The sequence below is a fragment of the Amycolatopsis lurida genome, from assembly GCF_900105055.1.
Classification (GTDB): Bacteria; Actinomycetota; Actinomycetes; order Mycobacteriales; family Pseudonocardiaceae; genus Amycolatopsis; species Amycolatopsis lurida.
In genome coordinates, this window is sequence record NZ_FNTA01000004.1 from 5,869,159 (window position 1) to 5,884,863 (window position 15,705).

The window sequence follows — 15,705 nt, forward strand, 5'->3', positions numbered from 1 at the left end:
CGGTGTTCCGGTGAGGGCCGTCACGCCTCACACTGGTATTACCACGTCCGACAGCGCTGTTGACGTTCTTGGCGAGTCCGCCTTGGACAGTGCTCGTCGGACGTAGTCATGTGTGTACGCATAGTGGTGAGACCCCACAGGAGGAGAAAGTGTCCAGCAAGGCCGCTCTAGTATTCCGCGTGGCCGCGGTAGCCGAAGCCCTCTCGTGGGCCGGGCTGCTGGTCGGGATGTTCCTCAAGTACGCCGTCAAGCTCGGCGAGGGCGGCGTTCCCGTCCTCGGCATGGTGCACGGCGTCGTCTTCGTCCTCTACGTGCTGGTCTCCCTGTCCGTGGCGAAGCCGCTCGGCTGGCGCCCGAAGACCCTGATCCTCGCGCTGCTCTCCAGCATCCCGCCGCTGTTCACCTGGCTGTTCGAGTCCTGGGCGCTGCGCAACGGCAAGCTGGACGGCCCGCAGCGGCTGTCGCACGGTGGGGTCGGCCTGTTCGCCAAGACCCCGGAAACCGCCGCCGCCTGATCTCCTCTTAAGCGCGTGAAGGCCCCCTTCCCTCGGCTCAGCCGAGGGAAGGGGGCCTTCACGCGCTATTCGGTGAAGTCGCCGGTGGCCTTGCGGACCTTGGTGAGCAGGTCGGTCAGCTGCTCGGTCTGCTTGCCGGTGAGCCCGGTCAGCCCGAAGTCGATTTCGGTGACCGCTTTCGTGGCCTCTTCGCGGCGTACGCGGCCTTCGTCGGTGATCTCGACCAGCGTCGTCCGGCGGTCGGTCGGATGCGGCACACGCTTGACCAGGCCGTCCTTCTCCAGCCTGTCGACGATGTTGGTGACGCTCGTCGGATGCAGTTGCAGCCGCTCGCCCATCACGCGCATCGGCAGGTGGGACGCGCGGGCGAAGGTCAGCAACACCAGCGCCTCGTACCGGGCGAAGGTGAGCCCGTGGGGTTTGAGCGCACCGTCCACCGCGGACTGGATGATCTGTTGCACGCGCATGATCCCGGTCACCGCGGCCATGGTCTCGGACGGCCCGATACGGGCCTCCCACAGCTGCGCCGCGCGGGCGATCGGGTCGAACGGCAACGGACGGCTCATGGCGCTCGAAGTTACCAGCGGGTACCCGTGCCATGCCGCACCACCGGGTGTTATGCGTGGGAAAAGCGTCTGAATGTCAGTAGGTGAACCCGCGTCCGCGATCGACGTCGGCAGGGCGCGACCTGGTCTTTCAGGTCGCGACGGTGTGAAGGCGCCCTGCCACCGCGATAGCGGGGCCTACGGCCGTGGCGGGTTCACGCGTAGGGTCACTTCCCGGACGAAATCCCAGCTCCGCCTCTAGGAGCTGAACGAGGAGCAGAAGATGATCGTGGCCTTCAGTGTCAGCCCGTCCGCGGCCGAGGAGGACGGCGGTGTCAGCGAGGCGGTCGCCCGCGCGGTGAAAGTGGTCCGCGAGTCGGGCCTGCCGAACTCCACCAACGCCATGTTCACGAACATCGAGGGTTCGTGGGACGAAGTGATGGACGTCGTGAAGCGGGCCGTCGAGGCCGCGGGCGAGGGTTCGTCGCGGGTCGGGCTCGTGCTCAAGGCCGACATCCGGCCGGGTTACGAAGGGCAGCTGACCGCGAAGGTGGAGCGCGTCGAGAAGCACCTGAGCGAATGAGTCAGGGGAGCGGCGGGGTGAACGACACCAGCCACAGCTTGTCCTTGACCGCGATGGCCACCGGATAGCCGAAGGAGCTGCCGTCGCCCAGTTTCCCGCTGACGGTCGCCGACGTCGGCGCGAGATCGTCCGGGGCGAACTTCACCGTGACGTCGTGGGCGCCGCGTTCGGTCAGGGCGTCGATATAGGACTTCGCGAAGTCGCCCGCCGACGCGGGCGGATAGTCGATGAGTTCGGAGAGGGCCTCGACATCGTGTTCGTTGAGCGCGGTGGTGAGGCCCTCCCGGAGTTGCCCTGGACTGGCGACACCGGGGTCGGGTTGATGGGCGATCAGCACCGTGATGACGCTCACCCAGACGATGGCACCGGCGATCGCGACGGCCACCGTGGCCGTCCTGCGTGTCGGAATGTCGATCACCCCCTCGTGGCGAGCCTGCCGGAACGTGACCGTCCTGCCAAGCGGGCAGCCGGGGGCATGCGGTGAAACGCTCGGGGATGCGTGCCAGGATGGAACCGTGACACACCCACGCGGATCAGCATCGAAGACGGCGGCCCTTTCCGCCGCGCTTTCCGGCGCGGTCGACCTTTCCGCGCTCAAGGCGCGTGCCGAGGCGCCTCAGAAACAGCCTCCTGCCCCGCCGCGGCCCGCGGACGGCGCCGCGCCGAGCGGCCCGGCCACGGCGGGTGCCGTGATCGACGTCACCGAGGCGACGTTCCAAGCCGAAGTCGTCGAGCGCTCCTTGCAGCAGCTGGTGGTCGTCGACCTGTGGGCCGAATGGTGCGGCCCGTGTAAACAGCTCAGCCCGGTGCTGGAGCGCCTCGCCGCCGAGTCCGGTGGTGCCTGGGTGCTCGCGAAGGTGGACGTCGACGCCAACCCGCGTATCGCGCAGCTCTTCGGCGCGCAGTCCATCCCGACGGTCATCGCCATCGGCGGCGGCCAGCCGGTCGACGCGTTCTCGGGTGCCCTGCCCGAACCCGAGATCCGCAAGTGGCTCGGTTCGCTGCTCGACGCGCTGCGTGACCGGCTGCCGGGCATCAAGGCCGCCGAGCAGAACGGCGGCGGTGTCGAGGTGCCGGAGGACCCGCGGTTCACCGAGGCCGAGGAGGCCTTCGAACGCGGTGACTTCGCCGCGGCGCAGGCGGCCTACGAGCGCATCCTCGACGTCGAGCCCGCGAACGAAGAGGCCAAGACCGCGCTCGCGCAGGTGAAGTTCACCGCCCGAGCCGAGGCCGCGGGCCCGGACGCGATCGCGAAGGCCGACGCGAACCCCGCCGACCTCGACGCCCAGCTGGCCGCCGCGGACCTCGAAGTCGCGGGGCAGCAGCCCGAGGCGGGCTTCGCGCGGCTGATCGCCGTCGTGCGGCGGACCGCGGGCGACGAGCGCAACAAGGTGCGGGAGCACCTGGTGGCGCTGTTCGACCTGTTCGACTCGGCGGACGAGCGCGTCATGAAGGCGCGGCGGGATCTGGCGAGCGCTCTGTACTGACACAAGCCTCGTGAGTGGTAAGGACGGTTAGAACCGTCCTTACCACTCACGAGCCCACCGATCAGCCGTACTGGGTCGAGCAGACCGCCGAACTCTCCAGGTAGCCCTTCCGCAGGGCCTCGACCCGTTCGAAACCGTTGTCCACGCGCTTGCCGTTGACGTCGGCCGAGACGAGGCTTTCCGGGCTCAGCAGGTCCGAGATGGCCTCGTCGAGGTCACCGGCCGAGAGCCGCAGCGTCGCGCCGGGCACTGTGCTGGCTTTCGCCCACGCGCCGACCAGACAGGCGGTGCGCAGTCCCGCGTTCGCGTTGTCGATCGACGCGCCGACACCCTTCTGGATGCCCATCGCGTACCGGGACGCGATTTCCGAGAACGCGGCGAAGTCGCCCTTGCCCTCGCTGTGCCCGCTTTCCCATTCCGCCTGCTGGTCGACCGGCTGGGCGAGTTCGCGCAGCTTGGCCATGTCGATGCTGACGGTGTTGTTCGACGGGCAGTACGACGCGGGCGGGGTGCTCGGGCCGCCGGGGCAGCTGCCGTTGCCGTCCTCGGTGATCTCCGGGCCGGGGACGCCGGCGCCCTTGAAGGCCTCGTCGAGGCTCTTCTTCAGGATCCCGATGATCTCGGCGTCGAGTTTCTCGTCGCCCTTGCCCTTGTCACCCTTGTCGAACGGGCGCTCGGTGATGCGCGCCTTGATGTTCTCCTCGTTCATCGCCGCGCATTCCTTCGGGCCCTTCTCGAACCCGACCTGGAACGCGTACGTGCGGTCGAACGCCGTTCCGTGCGCGCCCTGTTTGGTCGCGCTGGTGCCCGCCTGGTCGCGGATCAGGAACAGCGACGCCATGACCTGGTTGAGGCCTTCGGACGTGGAGACGCGGTAGAACTTGCTCTTGTCCTCGGCGACCCAGCGGAAGTAGCCGCCGGCGAAGCAGTCGGCCTGCTGCTCCTTGACGATCGACGGGGTGTTCTTCTTGATGCTGGCCTTCTCGCCGAGCCGGTACTGCACGGCGTGCCCGAGTTCGTGGGCGAGCACGACGGCGCCCGCCATCTTCCCGAACCGTTCGCGCAGCATGGGCAGCAGCACGCCGCGGTCCCACGCCACCAGGTCACCCGGTGGGCAGTAGAACGCGTTGACGAGCTTCTTGACGCTCCCGCATTCGGTCTCTTCGTCGTCGGTCTTCGCGCTGTAGGACAGCAGCGACTTCAGCGGCTCGTACGGCTGGCCGAAGTCACGCGGCATGACCTCGGTCCAGTAGGCCTGCGCGTCGGCGATGGCGGCGATGGCGAGCTGGTCGTCCTCGGAGCCGTCCTCGTTGCGGACCTGCAAGTCCGGCTTGGGCGCGCCCGGTTTCAGCCCGCTCTCGAAATGCGTGACCGGCAGACCGGCGATGTCACCGGCGCCCGGCTGGCTGCCCTGCTGACCGGTCGAGCCGCCCTTGTCGGCGCAGGCGCTCAGCCCGAGGGCCAGCACCGTCGCGACCGCGATCAGAGCCGGGCGTTTGAAGCCCCGCGCTCCCCCTTGGATCATGTTCACTCGCTTGTCGTCAGGGCCCCGACCGGGCCGCGTACTTCGGCAAGCAGGGACCCTACCCAGCGCTTATGGCCCGCGTGCAGGTAATCCCCGAAGTGGGTCTTGAGCGGGGCGGGGGCCGTGCCGATATGGTCGCTCTTCATGAGAGCAGTCCGCCGGTTCACCGTCCGCGCGAGCCTGCCGGAGTCGCTCTCCGGCCTCGGTGACCTCGCCACGAATCTGCGCTGGACCTGGCATCCGCCCACGCGTGACCTGTTCGCGTCGATGGACGCGGAGCTGTTCAACCGCGTCCGCGACCCGCTGCGGATGCTCACCGCCCTGCCCCCGGCCCGGCTCGACGAACTCGCCGTCGACGACGCCTTCCTCGCCCACGCGCGCGAGGCCGTCGCCGACCTGGAGCGCTATCTCGCCGAGCCGCGCTGGTACCAGAAGCAGGACGACGCGGACCTCCCGCCCGCCGTCGCGTACTTCTCGATGGAATTCGGGGTCACCGAGGCGCTGCCGAACTACTCCGGCGGCCTCGGCGTGCTCGCCGGGGACCACCTCAAAGCGGCGTCGGACCTCGGCGTGCCGATGGTCGGTGTCGGGCTGCTCTACCGCGCCGGGTACTTCCGGCAGGCGCTGTCGCTCGACGGCTGGCAGGTCGAGCACTACCCGGTGATCGATCCGAACGCCTTCCCGCTGGAACTCGTGACCGACGGCGGCAAGCCGGTGCTGGTCGACGTCGCGATGCCCGCCGGGCGCACGTTGCACGCCCAGATCTGGAAGGCCCGCGTCGGCCGGATCCCGCTGCTGCTCCTGGACACCGACACCGAGGCCAACGACGAAGACCTGCGCGCGGTCACCGACCGGCTGTACGGCGGCGACGCCGACCACCGCATCCGCCAGGAGATCCTGGCCGGGATCGGCGGTTTCCGCGCGGTGCGGCGCTACTGCGAGCTGACCGGGCATCCGCAGCCGAAGGTGTTCCACACCAACGAAGGCCACGCCGGATTCCTCGGGCTGGAACGTGCCCGCGAGATCATCCAGGCCGACGGGCTGGCGTTCGACGAGGCGCTGCCCGCCGTCCGCGCCGGCACCGTGTTCACCACGCACACCCCGGTCAGCGCCGGGATCGACCGGTTTCCCGTCGACCTCGTCCAGCGGTATTTCACCGACGGCAGGCTGGTCCCGGACGTCGACCCGCGCCGCGTGCTGGCGCTCGGCGCGGAGGACAACCCCGGCCTGTTCAACATGGCGCATATGGGCCTGCGGCTCGCCCAGCGCGCGAACGGCGTCTCCGCGCTGCACGGCCGGGTGTCGCGGCGGATGTTCTCGCGGCTGTGGCCCGGATTCGACTTCGACGAGGTGCCCGTCTCGTCGGTCACCAACGGCGTCCACGGGCCGACCTGGGTGGCCCGCGAGCTGAGCGCGCTGCTCGGGCGCAACCACGAGGAGCTGGGTCTCGACGGCGCGCAGGGCAAGCCGCTGCGGGACGGCGTCAGCGACGAGCAGTTGTGGGCGCTGCGGCGGGAACTGCGCGAGAAGCTGGTCGCCGAGGTGCGGCGCCGGGTGCGGGCCGCGTGGATGCAGCGCGGCGCGTCCGCGCTCGAACTCGGGTGGACCGACACGGTCTTCGATCCGGACGTGCTGACCGTCGGCTTCGCGCGCCGGGTGCCGACGTACAAGCGGCTCACGCTGATGCTGCGCGATCCGGAGCGCCTGCGCGCGCTGCTGCTGGACGAGCGGCGCCCGATCCAGCTCGTCGTCGCGGGCAAGTCGCATCCGGCCGACGAGGGCGGCAAGCAGCTGATCCAGCAGATCGTCCGGTTCGTCGACGATCCCGAGGTCCGGCGCCGCATCGTCTTCCTGCCGGACTACGACATGTCCATGGCGCGCTACCTCTACCGCGGCTGCGACGTCTGGCTGAACACGCCGGTGCGGCAGCTGGAGGCGTGCGGCACCTCGGGGATGAAGTCCGCGCTCAACGGCGGCCTCAACCTGTCCATCCGCGACGGCTGGTGGGACGAGTGCTACGACGGCAGCAACGGCTGGGCGATCCCGACCGCGGACGGCGTCACCGACCCGCTGCGCCGCGACGAGCTGGAGGCCGCGGCGCTCTACGACCTGCTGGGCCACCAGATCGCGCCGCTGTTCTACGACCGCGGCGCCGACGGTGTGCCCGGCGGCTGGATGTCGATGGTCTGGCACACGCTGGAGACCCTCGGGCCGCGCGTGCAGGCCGCGCGGATGGTGCGGGAGTACGTCGAGTCGGGTTATCTGCCCGCCTCGCGGATGGTCGCGGAGGCCATCGGTGACGGGTACCGCGGCGCGCTGTCGCTGGCCGACTACCGGACCAAATTGGACGTCTCCTGGCCTCGGGTGCGGATCTTCGACACCGAACTGCTCGTCGAGGACTCCGCGCCGATGGTCACCGGCACCGAGGTGACCATCCGGGCGCGGATCGACCTCGCCGGTCTCGAACCGTCCGAAGTGGACGTCCAGGCCGTCGTCGGGAAGGTGGGTGACGGGGACGAACTGAGCGACCCCGTCACCGTTCCGATGTCGGGCGACGGGATCGGCGCGTTCGCGGCGCGGTTGAAACTGCCGCATCCCGGCTCCATCGGTTACACCGTCCGCGTCCTGCCGAAACACCGGCTGCTGGCCTCCCCGGCGGAACTGGCCAGGGTCGTCCACGCCTGATTCACCTCAGGAACGGCGCACCGGTCCCCTGCGGGTACCGGTGCGCCGAGACGTATCCGGCGTACCGCGCGTATTCCCATGCCTGGGCGAAGTGGACGAGTTCCGCCTGGCGACGCTGATGCCAGCGTGCCGAAACGAGCCAGCCCGCTCCGGCGCCGAGCAGTATCGCCAGTCCGGCGATCACGACGAGTTCCATTCCGTACTCCTGATTCCCGGCCGCTCGACCAGCGGCTGTCGCTTCGACGCTAAGCGGCGTGATCGTCTTCGCGCAGCCCCTGCCGGACCTTGGCCAGAAAGTGGTCAGGAGACGTACGTACGGTTTTCGTTTTGCCACGGATTGGTCATCCTCGGCCCTTGTCAAGTCGGTGGCAAACAAAAGGCGAAAGCGCGTCCGATGGTGTCCATGAATTGGCAAAAGTGCAGGTGAAAGCCCTTTTGTCGGGCGCCGGGGGTGATTCGTGCGGCATATTGTGATCGCCTAGGCTCTTCGTCCTTGAGGTCGCGCAGGGGAGGAATAGTGACTTCGGCGAGGAAAAGAAAGAAACCCGAGGACAGCGTGCTCGGCATCCACAAGCGCAACGGCATCTGGCAGGACGGGCTCGCCGCGGTGATGGGCCCGGAGCTGCTCGAACGCTGGGGTATCGCGGAAGACGCCGAGGCGTCACGCGTGCGGGAGATCGTGCTCCTGCGGTTGAACCGGGTATTGGACCAGTTCCCGAAACCCGAAATGCCCGTGATCGTCTGGACCGCGTACAACCTCGGCGCGGCTTCGCCCGGCGAGGAAAGCGGCGTCGTCCGGCGGCTCGAAAGACTGGTCGGCCAAGGCGGCGTCGAATGCAGTGTCCGCACCTGCGCCCGCCGGTTCAACGACATCTTCCTGCCGGCCGTCGTGAAGAGCTTGAGTGCCGGGCAGAGCCCGATCACCGACGAGGATCTCGCCCGGGCTTCGCGCTGGCTGGCCGCGAACAGCCGGCCCGGTGCGCCGCGACCGGCCGCGGTCGCGAGCGGGCTGTCCACCGCCATCCGAAGGCTGCGGTCGCCGATGGAACCGGTCCTGAAGATGTTCCTCGACGGCCCTGTCCACGGACCCGCGGACGGTGCCGGGGTACCGCTCGCGGCGAAGCTCGGCACCCGGGGCGAGTGGCTGTGCGTCTTCACCGGAGAAAGGCTCCTGGCCACCTATCGCGAGTCCACCGGTGCGGACTGGGCCCGGATCGGCCGGTGGACGGGCCGTGACGTCGTGCGGACGGCGGCGGGCCGGATCTTCCCGACCGGGATCCTGATCGATCCGAGTCCGGTGCTGGGAGCGGGGGCCGATGCCACGCTGCCCCTCCCGCCGGAGGAGATCGACCGGCTGGCCCGTGAATGCTGACCCGAGACGAGGACACCGGACATGATCGATTTCGAGGCCGTTCCCGACGAGTTGAGCCGGTCGGGCGACCGGCTCCACGACATCACCGAGATGATCACCAGGCAACCGGCGCTGAAGTTCAAGGCCACGGCGAGCGAAGCGGGGGATCCCGTGCTCGTGGCGGCGCTGGAGAGCTTCCAGGTGGCTTCCGCGCACAGTGTCACCGTGCTCGCCGAGGACGTGCGGCGCCTCGGTGACCGGCTGGGCAAGGCCGCGCGCGATTACCGGAACGGCGAAGAAGAAGCGATCGAGAAGGTCTCGCTGATCGAAGCCGCCCAAAGCCTTACTCGGCGGGCCGTCGCCTTCGACGCAGGGAACGCCGGCACCATCCAGGCCGTTCTCGGCTGAGCGAAGTGGACGGACGATGAACCCGGAAGACCCGGACGGGCCGAGTGCGCCCTGGACGGCGGGGACGGTCAGCGTGCTCCGAAGCGAGGCGGAACGCTTGCGAGCGGTTTCCCGGTCGTTGGAGGACCAGGCCGTCGAGGTGCGCCAGATCGATCCTCATGGCTGGTCCGGCCCTGGACACGACGCGTATCTGGGCCGCCGGACGGAGCTGGTCGCCCGGTGCCGGATGGTGGCGGAGGAGCATGCCCGCGCCGCGCGGGCGCTGGACGATTTCGTCGCCGTCCTGGAACAGCTGACCAGGACCGCGCGGGACACCTCGGATCCGTCGCTCATCCGGAGACTGGCCGCCCAGCGGACCGAGGCGGCGGCACGGGCCGCCGCCACGCTCACCGAAGTGGGCAGGGATCTGGCCGCGCTGAAGACGGTGCTCGGTGAGGTCGACCGGCGAGCGGTGCGGGAATCGCGGCCTTCGCGTGCCGTGAAGCCGATTTCACCGCCTCCTGACACCGCCCCCGGGCAGACTGGGCTGGCGCCGGCTCTTCTCCTCGCCGATCCGGTCGAATTCGACCGGCGGCTGCAGGGACTCAGCGACGACGTATGGCGATTCTGGTTTGTCAAGCCGGTGGCGAACAAAGGAAACCCCTGATCTTCGATTTCCGCCGGACAATGCGGAACGGCCAGGTGAAATAGACTTTGCCGGCCGATCCGAATGGCGGAGGAATGGTGGCTTCGGCTAAGGAAACGAAAACGTCGCGCAGAGCCAAGGACCGGCTGCACCATGTCCACGCCCGAGCCGGGATCCGGCAGGACGGGCTGCACCACGCGCTGGGGCCGGAACTGCGGGGTATCTGGGGGATCGCCGAGGACGCCGAGCCCGGCCGGGTGCGCGAAATCGTTCTTCTGCGCCTGAACCGGGTGCTCGAACGGTTCGCCGACCCACTCATGCCCGAGATCGTCTGGACCGCCTACAACCTCGGCGTGGACCAGGTGCACGGCGGGGCGGGCATGGTCGGCCGGATCAGGACCATGGTCGACCGCGGCCGGGTGCCGGTCTCCGAGCGGACCTGCACCCGCCGGTTCTACGACTTCCTGGGGAGCGTCAAGAACAGCCTCGACGGTTTCCAGGAGGATCTCACCGGCGAAGACTTCAGGCTCGCTTCGCGGTGGATCGCCGAGAACGTCCGTCCGGAGCGGGAACCGACCGGCGGTGCTCCCCGCGACCCCGTTCCCTCGGTCATGCGGATGTTCCTCGACGGCACGGTATGCGGCCCGGCGGACGAGGCGGGCGCCCCGGTCCCGGCCCGGCTCGGCGCGCACGGCGACTGGCTCTGCGTCTTCACCGACGAGCGGTTGCTGGCCGAGTACCGCGCGGTCACCGGCGCGGGCTGGGGCCGGATCCGGCACCGGACCGGCCGCGAGGTCGTGCTCGCGGCCGCCCGCCGTGCCGCGGCGACCGGCGTGCTGGTCAACCCCAGGCCGACGCGAGGCACCGGGATCCACGCCGCGCTCCCGCTTTCCCCGGAGTCGGTCGCCAGGCTCGCGGTCCGCCGCTAGGGAACGGCGGGTGTACCGCCTTCCCGGACCGGGAGCCCCGCCGAACGCCAGGCCCGGAACCCGCCTTCGAGGTCGGTGGCACCCGGCAGGCCGAGCCGCTGCAGGTCGGCGGCGGCGAGGCTCGACGAGTACCCCTCGTTGCACACGACGATCACCGTCGAGTCCGGTTTCACCTGCGGCAGCCGCCATTCGCTGTCCGGCGCGAGCCGCCACTCGAGGTGGATCCGCTCGACGATCACCGAGCCGGGGATCTCGCCCTCTTCGGCCCGGTTGACCTGCGGGCGGATGTCCACGATGAGGGCGCCGTCCCGTTGCAGCCGCAGGGCCTGCTCGGGTGCCGCCCGGTCCAGTCCGGACCGGGCGGACGCCAGCAGCGTGTCGATAGCGCTCATCGGCCCAGTATCGGGGCCAGCGAGGGGATCTCGGCGGGAACGTCGGCGAGCGTGGCGTATTCGCGGGTCGCGACCAGCGGCGGCGAGTAGGCGTGGACGCTGGCGGCGGGCTCGGTGCCGATGCCGGTCACCTGGTGCGCGCGTCCCGCGCCGAAGCCGATGCCCTCGCCCGCGACGTGGGTGCGGCGCCGGACCGGGCCGCCGGGATAGCGGTACTCCTCGCCGATCTCACCCTGCAGCACGGTGAACGAACCGGACGCGCCGCCGTGGTCGTGCGGTTTGGTGCGCTGGCCGGGCAGCCACGACAGCAGCCACAGTTCGACGCCGTCGGTCAGCGCGAGGCGCGCCCACCAGCGGTGGTCCGGGTCGAAGCGCAGCAGGCCGCGCAGGCCCGAGGTCAGCTCGGTGGTGACCGTGGAGGTCAGCTCGGCCAGTTCTCGGGGCGTCCAGAGCAGGCGGTCGGGGTGCAGCAGTTCGGGGAGCAGCGGGTCGGTCAGCTGCGGGTGGATCTCGAAGTCCTGGCGGGGCGTGATGGACGTGGTCACGGAGAGGCTCCTCGTGAGGTTCGCGGGCGCGGAAGCAGGGCCGAGCGCGGCGCGACACGGGTGCCGTCGGAAGAGGGGACTCAGCCGTGTCGCGCGGTGGTACACCCGCACGAGGCGACGAGGAGCAGATCGATGGCCCGGCGACGCCAGAAAGAGCCCCCGATGACGGGGAAGGCGGCGGACACGGACCTGATCACGTCGCCGATGGTGCCACAGTGTCCTGCCCGGGGTCGCTCCGTCCCACTTCCTGGACCAGCCGCTTTCCCGCGACCGGCGGCCCGGTGCACACACGCGCGCGAGTGCGGACACAATGGGCGCGTGAGCGAGCCGATCCAGCCCAGCGAACTTGACGACCTCGTGGTGAGGATGACCGGTGTCGGGGTCCGCCGAACAGGCAACGACCTCCTCGCCGACCTCGATTGGACCGTGGAACTGGACGAGCGCTGGGTGGTGCTCGGCCCGAACGGCGCGGGCAAGACCACCCTGCTGCGGCTGGCCGCGGCCGAACTCCACCCGACCACCGGAACGGTCGACCTGCTCGGCGACCGGATCGGCAAGGTCAACATCTTCGAGCTGCGCCCGCGGATCGGGTTCACCTCGGCCGCGATCGCCCAGCGTGTGCCGGGTGAGGAGCGCGTCGTCGACGTCGTGGTGAGCGCCGGTTACGCCGTCGTCGGCCGCTGGCGTGAGGAATACGACAGCCTGGACACCGACCGCGCCATAGAGCTCCTGGGCGCTCTCGGCATCGCGCACCTGGCCGACCGCACCTTCGGCACGCTGTCTGAGGGCGAGCGCAAGCGGACCTTGATCGCGCGTTCGCTGATGACCGACCCGGAGATGCTGCTGCTCGACGAGCCCGCCGCCGGTCTCGACCTCGGCGGCCGCGAGGACCTCGTCGCCCGTCTATCGGAATTGGCCCTCGACCCCGAGGCCCCGGCCATGGTGCTCGTCACCCATCACGTGGAAGAAATCCCGCCGGGGTTCACCCACGCGCTGCTGCTGCGCGACGGCCGCGCGGTCGCCTCCGGGCTCGTGGACGACGTCGTGACCAGCGACAACCTGTCCAAGACGTTCGATCAGGACCTCCTGCTCGAACGGTCAGGTGATCGCTTCTTCGCCCGTCGCCGCTGACGGGTCGTACTGACCGGTAGCCTGCAGTCTGTCTTGGACGGTTAAGGAGGACGGCGTGGGAGAGTTCGTAAGTCTCGAGGTCGAAGGCGGGGTCGGCACGATCCGGCTGGACCGCCCGCCGGTCAACGCGCTGAACAACCAGGTGCAGGCCGAGCTGGCCGAAGCGGCCCGTGAGGCCTCCGAGCGCGACGACGTGCGCGCCGTGATCCTCTACGGCGGCGAGAAGACCTTCGCGGGTGGCGCGGACATCAAGGAGATGGCCGAGCGCACCTACCCGGAGATCGCGAAGTTCGGCGCGGCGCTGACGGCGTCGCTGGCCACCATCGCGAACATCCCGAAGCCGGTCGTCGCGGCCATCACCGGCTACGCGCTGGGCGGCGGACTCGAACTCGCGCTGACCGCCGACCGCCGGATCGCCGGCGACAACGTCAAGGTCGGCCAGCCGGAGATCCAGCTCGGCGTCATCCCCGGCGCCGGCGGCACGCAGCGCCTGGCGCGGCTCATCGGCCCGAGCAAGACCAAGGACCTCGTGTTCACCGGCCGCTTCGTGAAGGCCGAAGAGGCCCTCGCGCTGGGCATCCTCGACGAGGTCGTCGCGCCGGACGACGTTTACGCCGCCGCGCACAAGTGGGCCTCGCAGTTCGCGAACGGCCCGGCCGTGGCGCTGCGCGCCGCGAAGGCCGCGATCGACGGCGGTCTCGACACCGACCTCGCGAGCGGTCTCAAGCTCGAATCCCACCTCTTCGCCGCGCTCTGGGCGACCGAGGACCAGCGCAACGGCATGAAGTCGTTCATCGAAAACGGCCCTGGCAAGGCCACCTTCGAGGGGAAGTAAGCGCGATGACGCAGGTGAACGATCCGGCGCCGAATCCGCACGCCACCGCCGAAGAGGTCAAGGCCGCCTTCGACGATCCCAAGCTCGCCAACGTGCTCTACCACGACTGGGAAGCCGGGACCTACGACGAGAAATGGTCCATCTCCTACGACGAGCGCTGCATCTCCTACGCGACGGACGTGTTCAACGCCGTCGCCGGTGATGACGGCCAGCCGTATCCGACCGCGATGGAACTGGGCAGCGGCACCGGTTTCTTCCTGCTGAACCTGATGCAGGGCGGGGTGATCAAGAAGGGTTCGGTCACCGACCTTTCGCCCGGCATGGTCCAGGTCGCGCTGCGCAACGCCGAGAACCTCGGCCTCGACGTCGACGGCCGGGTCGCCGACGCGGAGCGGATCCCGTACGAGGACAACAGCTTCGACCTCGTCGTCGGGCACGCCGTGCTGCACCACATCCCGGACGTCCGCGCGGCGTTCGCCGAGGTGCTGCGGGTGCTGAAGCCGGGCGGGCGGTTCGTCTTCGCGGGCGAGCCCACCAAGGTCGGCGACTTCTACGCGCGCAAGCTCGGCCAGATCACGTGGTACCTCACCACCAACCTGACCAAGCTCCCGGTGCTGAACGGCTGGCGCCGTCCGCAGGAGGAACTCGACGAGTCCTCCCGCGCGGCCGCGCTGGAGGCCGTGGTCGACATCCACACCTTCGACCCGTCCGAGCTCGAGTCGATGGCCCGCGGCGCGGGCGCGCAGGACGTCCGCGCGGTCACCGAGGAGTTCGCCGCGGCGCTCGCGGGCTGGCCGATCCGGACCTTCGAAGCCGCCGTGCCGCAGGAGAAGCTGACCCTGCGCTGGCGTCTGTTCGCGTACCGGCTGTGGCTGCGGCTGTCCGCTTTGGACAAGAAGCTGCTCGCCAAGGTGCTGCCGCGCGAGCTGTTCTACAACGTGATGATCACCGGTACCAAGCGATCGTAGGTTGCCGTACCAGTTCACCATCGACGACGTCGCCTTCCTGCGCTCCGGCGCGGGAAGCGCGGCGCTCGCCGAATGCTCATCCCTGCCGCTGACCGACAAGACCCGGATTGCCGACGTCGCCGCCGTGCGCCGGATCGCCCCGGACCACGCGGCCGCGGTACTGGAAACGGTGGTACTCCGGCGGAAGTCGTCGGCCAAACTGGACTCCGCGGGCTCGTGGTTGTTCACCGGCGACGCCCTCCAGCAGGCCAGCGCCACGCTGGTCGCCCGGCACCGGGCTTCGCGGCTCGCCGGTCGTGACGTCCACGACGTGACATGTTCCGTCGGCGCGGACCTGATCGAGATCGCCCGCGTCGCCTCGAAGGCGCTGGGGTCGGATCTGGACGAGGTCCGGCTGGCGATGGCACGGCACAACGCCGCCGAGGCCGGGGTCTCGGCGGGCCTACTCAGGGCGGACGCTTTGCGGCCGGTCAGTCGTGATTCGGTCGTCGTCGCCGACCCCGCCCGCCGTGACTCCGCCGGACGCCGGGCGTGGAAGCCCGCCGATTTCCTCCCGCCGCTGGACGGTCTGGTCGAGTCGTACGCGGGACGCGAGCTTTCGGTCAAATGCGCGCCGGGCCTCGATTTCTCCATCGCGCCCTGGGTGGACGAGGTCGAACTGGTCTCTTTGGACGGTCAGGTCCGCGAGGCCTGCCTGTGGCGCGGAGTGGGCTCGACGGTGTCGCGCCGCGCGACGGTGCTGCGTTCGGACGGTACACAGTGGACGGTCACCGACGCCGACCCCGACGAGATCCCCGCGCGTGCGCCGGGTGAATGGATCGTCGACCCCGACGGCGCCGTCGTCCGGGCCGGATTGGTGCGGCATTACGCGGCACGGCACGGCTTGTGGCAGCTCGACGAGCGTATCGCTTATCTGACCGGGGACACTCCGCCGCCGGGAATCCGGGCGTTCCGGGTGTTCGAGCACGGACCGTACAGCGAGAAGAATCTTCGTGTATTGCTGAAAAAACACGATATCGGCCGGTTGGAGATCCTCGTCCGAGGTCTCGACATAGACCCGGATGCCTTGCGGCGCAAGCTGAAACCGCGCGGTGGCGAAGAAGCTACTTTGGTACTGACCAGAATCGGTCGTTCTGGAGTAGCGTTCCTTTGCCGCGCACGGCTGACGTGAGGAGCATTCC

Annotated in this window: 18 protein-coding genes; 12 read left to right on the top strand and 6 right to left on the bottom strand. The window is 69.5% G+C overall.

Going from position 1 to position 15,705, the window contains the following annotated elements; translation table 11 throughout:
- Window positions 1-149 precede the first annotated feature (149 nt).
- Entirely contained in the window at window positions 150-515 is a 366-nt protein-coding gene (locus BLW75_RS33315; RefSeq protein ID WP_034315490.1) for a DUF3817 domain-containing protein, read from the top strand.
- Window positions 516-580: 65 nt separating this feature from the next.
- On the opposite strand, the gene BLW75_RS33320 is transcribed toward BLW75_RS33315, so the two are convergent.
- A complete protein-coding gene (locus BLW75_RS33320) occupies window positions 581-1,081 on the bottom strand; it encodes a MarR family winged helix-turn-helix transcriptional regulator (RefSeq protein WP_034315493.1) in 501 nt (166 codons plus the stop codon).
- Between the two features lie 262 nt (window positions 1,082-1,343).
- Here BLW75_RS33320 and BLW75_RS33325 point away from each other — a divergent pair, with 262 nt between their 5' ends.
- Window positions 1,344-1,643: a thiamine-binding protein gene (locus BLW75_RS33325; RefSeq protein ID WP_005167823.1), complete on the top strand. Its 300-nt coding sequence runs from the start codon at window positions 1,344-1,346 to the stop codon at window positions 1,641-1,643.
- 1 nt (window position 1,644) lies between these two features.
- Here the strand turns inward: BLW75_RS33325 and BLW75_RS33330 are convergent, their stop codons facing one another.
- Window positions 1,645-2,061: a hypothetical protein gene (locus tag BLW75_RS33330; RefSeq protein WP_034315495.1), complete on the bottom strand. Its 417-nt coding sequence runs from the start codon at window positions 2,059-2,061 to the stop codon at window positions 1,645-1,647.
- A 97-nt stretch (window positions 2,062-2,158) separates the two neighbouring features.
- Here BLW75_RS33330 and BLW75_RS33335 point away from each other — a divergent pair, with 97 nt between their 5' ends.
- A complete protein-coding gene (locus tag BLW75_RS33335) occupies window positions 2,159-3,130 on the top strand; it encodes a tetratricopeptide repeat protein (protein WP_034315497.1) in 972 nt (323 codons plus the stop codon).
- Window positions 3,131-3,191: 61 nt separating this feature from the next.
- Here the strand turns inward: BLW75_RS33335 and BLW75_RS33340 are convergent, their stop codons facing one another.
- A complete protein-coding gene (locus BLW75_RS33340; RefSeq protein ID WP_034315608.1) occupies window positions 3,192-4,655 on the bottom strand; it encodes a neutral zinc metallopeptidase in 1,464 nt (487 codons plus the stop codon).
- 144 nt (window positions 4,656-4,799) lie between these two features.
- Here BLW75_RS33340 and glgP point away from each other — a divergent pair, with 144 nt between their 5' ends.
- The gene (glgP, locus tag BLW75_RS33345) at window positions 4,800-7,340 is read left to right on the top strand and encodes an alpha-glucan family phosphorylase (RefSeq protein ID WP_034315499.1); all 2,541 of its coding nucleotides are present in this window, start codon (window positions 4,800-4,802) and stop codon (window positions 7,338-7,340) included.
- Window position 7,341: 1 nt separating this feature from the next.
- On the opposite strand, the gene BLW75_RS33350 is transcribed toward glgP, so the two are convergent.
- On the bottom strand, window positions 7,342-7,536 hold the full coding sequence (locus BLW75_RS33350) for a hypothetical protein (protein WP_034315502.1): 195 nt from the start codon (window positions 7,534-7,536) through the stop codon (window positions 7,342-7,344).
- Between the two features lie 318 nt (window positions 7,537-7,854).
- Here BLW75_RS33350 and BLW75_RS33355 point away from each other — a divergent pair, with 318 nt between their 5' ends.
- The 4 genes from BLW75_RS33355 to BLW75_RS33370 all read left to right on the top strand — a co-directional run bounded on the left by BLW75_RS33355 (window position 7,855) and on the right by BLW75_RS33370 (window position 10,653).
- Window positions 7,855-8,712 carry a hypothetical protein gene (locus tag BLW75_RS33355; protein WP_034315610.1) on the top strand — a complete coding sequence of 286 codons (858 nt, stop codon included), beginning with the start codon at window positions 7,855-7,857 and terminating at the stop codon, window positions 8,710-8,712.
- Window positions 8,713-8,733: 21 nt separating this feature from the next.
- The gene (locus BLW75_RS33360; RefSeq protein WP_034315504.1) at window positions 8,734-9,099 is read left to right on the top strand and encodes a hypothetical protein; all 366 of its coding nucleotides are present in this window, start codon (window positions 8,734-8,736) and stop codon (window positions 9,097-9,099) included.
- Between the two features lie 16 nt (window positions 9,100-9,115).
- A complete protein-coding gene (locus tag BLW75_RS33365; protein WP_034315506.1) occupies window positions 9,116-9,745 on the top strand; it encodes a hypothetical protein in 630 nt (209 codons plus the stop codon).
- Window positions 9,746-9,819: 74 nt separating this feature from the next.
- Window positions 9,820-10,653: a hypothetical protein gene (locus BLW75_RS33370; RefSeq protein WP_034315510.1), complete on the top strand. Its 834-nt coding sequence runs from the start codon at window positions 9,820-9,822 to the stop codon at window positions 10,651-10,653.
- Here BLW75_RS33370 and BLW75_RS33375 read toward each other — a convergent pair.
- A complete protein-coding gene (locus tag BLW75_RS33375) occupies window positions 10,650-11,045 on the bottom strand; it encodes a rhodanese-like domain-containing protein (protein WP_034315512.1) in 396 nt (131 codons plus the stop codon). The genes BLW75_RS33370 and BLW75_RS33375 overlap by 4 nt on opposite strands.
- On the bottom strand, window positions 11,042-11,590 hold the full coding sequence (locus tag BLW75_RS33380) for a cysteine dioxygenase (protein ID WP_034315514.1): 549 nt from the start codon (window positions 11,588-11,590) through the stop codon (window positions 11,042-11,044). The genes BLW75_RS33375 and BLW75_RS33380 overlap by 4 nt, the downstream gene beginning before the upstream one ends.
- A 318-nt stretch (window positions 11,591-11,908) precedes the next feature.
- On the opposite strand from BLW75_RS33380, the gene BLW75_RS33385 reads away from it, so the two are divergent.
- Genes BLW75_RS33385 through BLW75_RS33400 form a run of 4 tightly spaced genes read left to right on the top strand, consistent with a single transcriptional unit; the run spans window position 11,909 to window position 15,695 of the window.
- Window positions 11,909-12,721: an ABC transporter ATP-binding protein gene (locus tag BLW75_RS33385; protein ID WP_034315517.1), complete on the top strand. Its 813-nt coding sequence runs from the start codon at window positions 11,909-11,911 to the stop codon at window positions 12,719-12,721.
- Window positions 12,722-12,776: 55 nt separating this feature from the next.
- A complete protein-coding gene (locus BLW75_RS33390) occupies window positions 12,777-13,556 on the top strand; it encodes an enoyl-CoA hydratase/isomerase family protein (RefSeq protein ID WP_005167845.1) in 780 nt (259 codons plus the stop codon).
- Window positions 13,557-13,561: 5 nt separating this feature from the next.
- Window positions 13,562-14,524 carry a class I SAM-dependent methyltransferase gene (locus tag BLW75_RS33395; protein ID WP_034315519.1) on the top strand — a complete coding sequence of 321 codons (963 nt, stop codon included), beginning with the start codon at window positions 13,562-13,564 and terminating at the stop codon, window positions 14,522-14,524.
- Between the two features lies 1 nt (window position 14,525).
- Window positions 14,526-15,695 carry a class I SAM-dependent methyltransferase gene (locus BLW75_RS33400; protein ID WP_034315521.1) on the top strand — a complete coding sequence of 390 codons (1,170 nt, stop codon included), beginning with the start codon at window positions 14,526-14,528 and terminating at the stop codon, window positions 15,693-15,695.
- Window positions 15,696-15,705 lie beyond the last annotated feature (10 nt).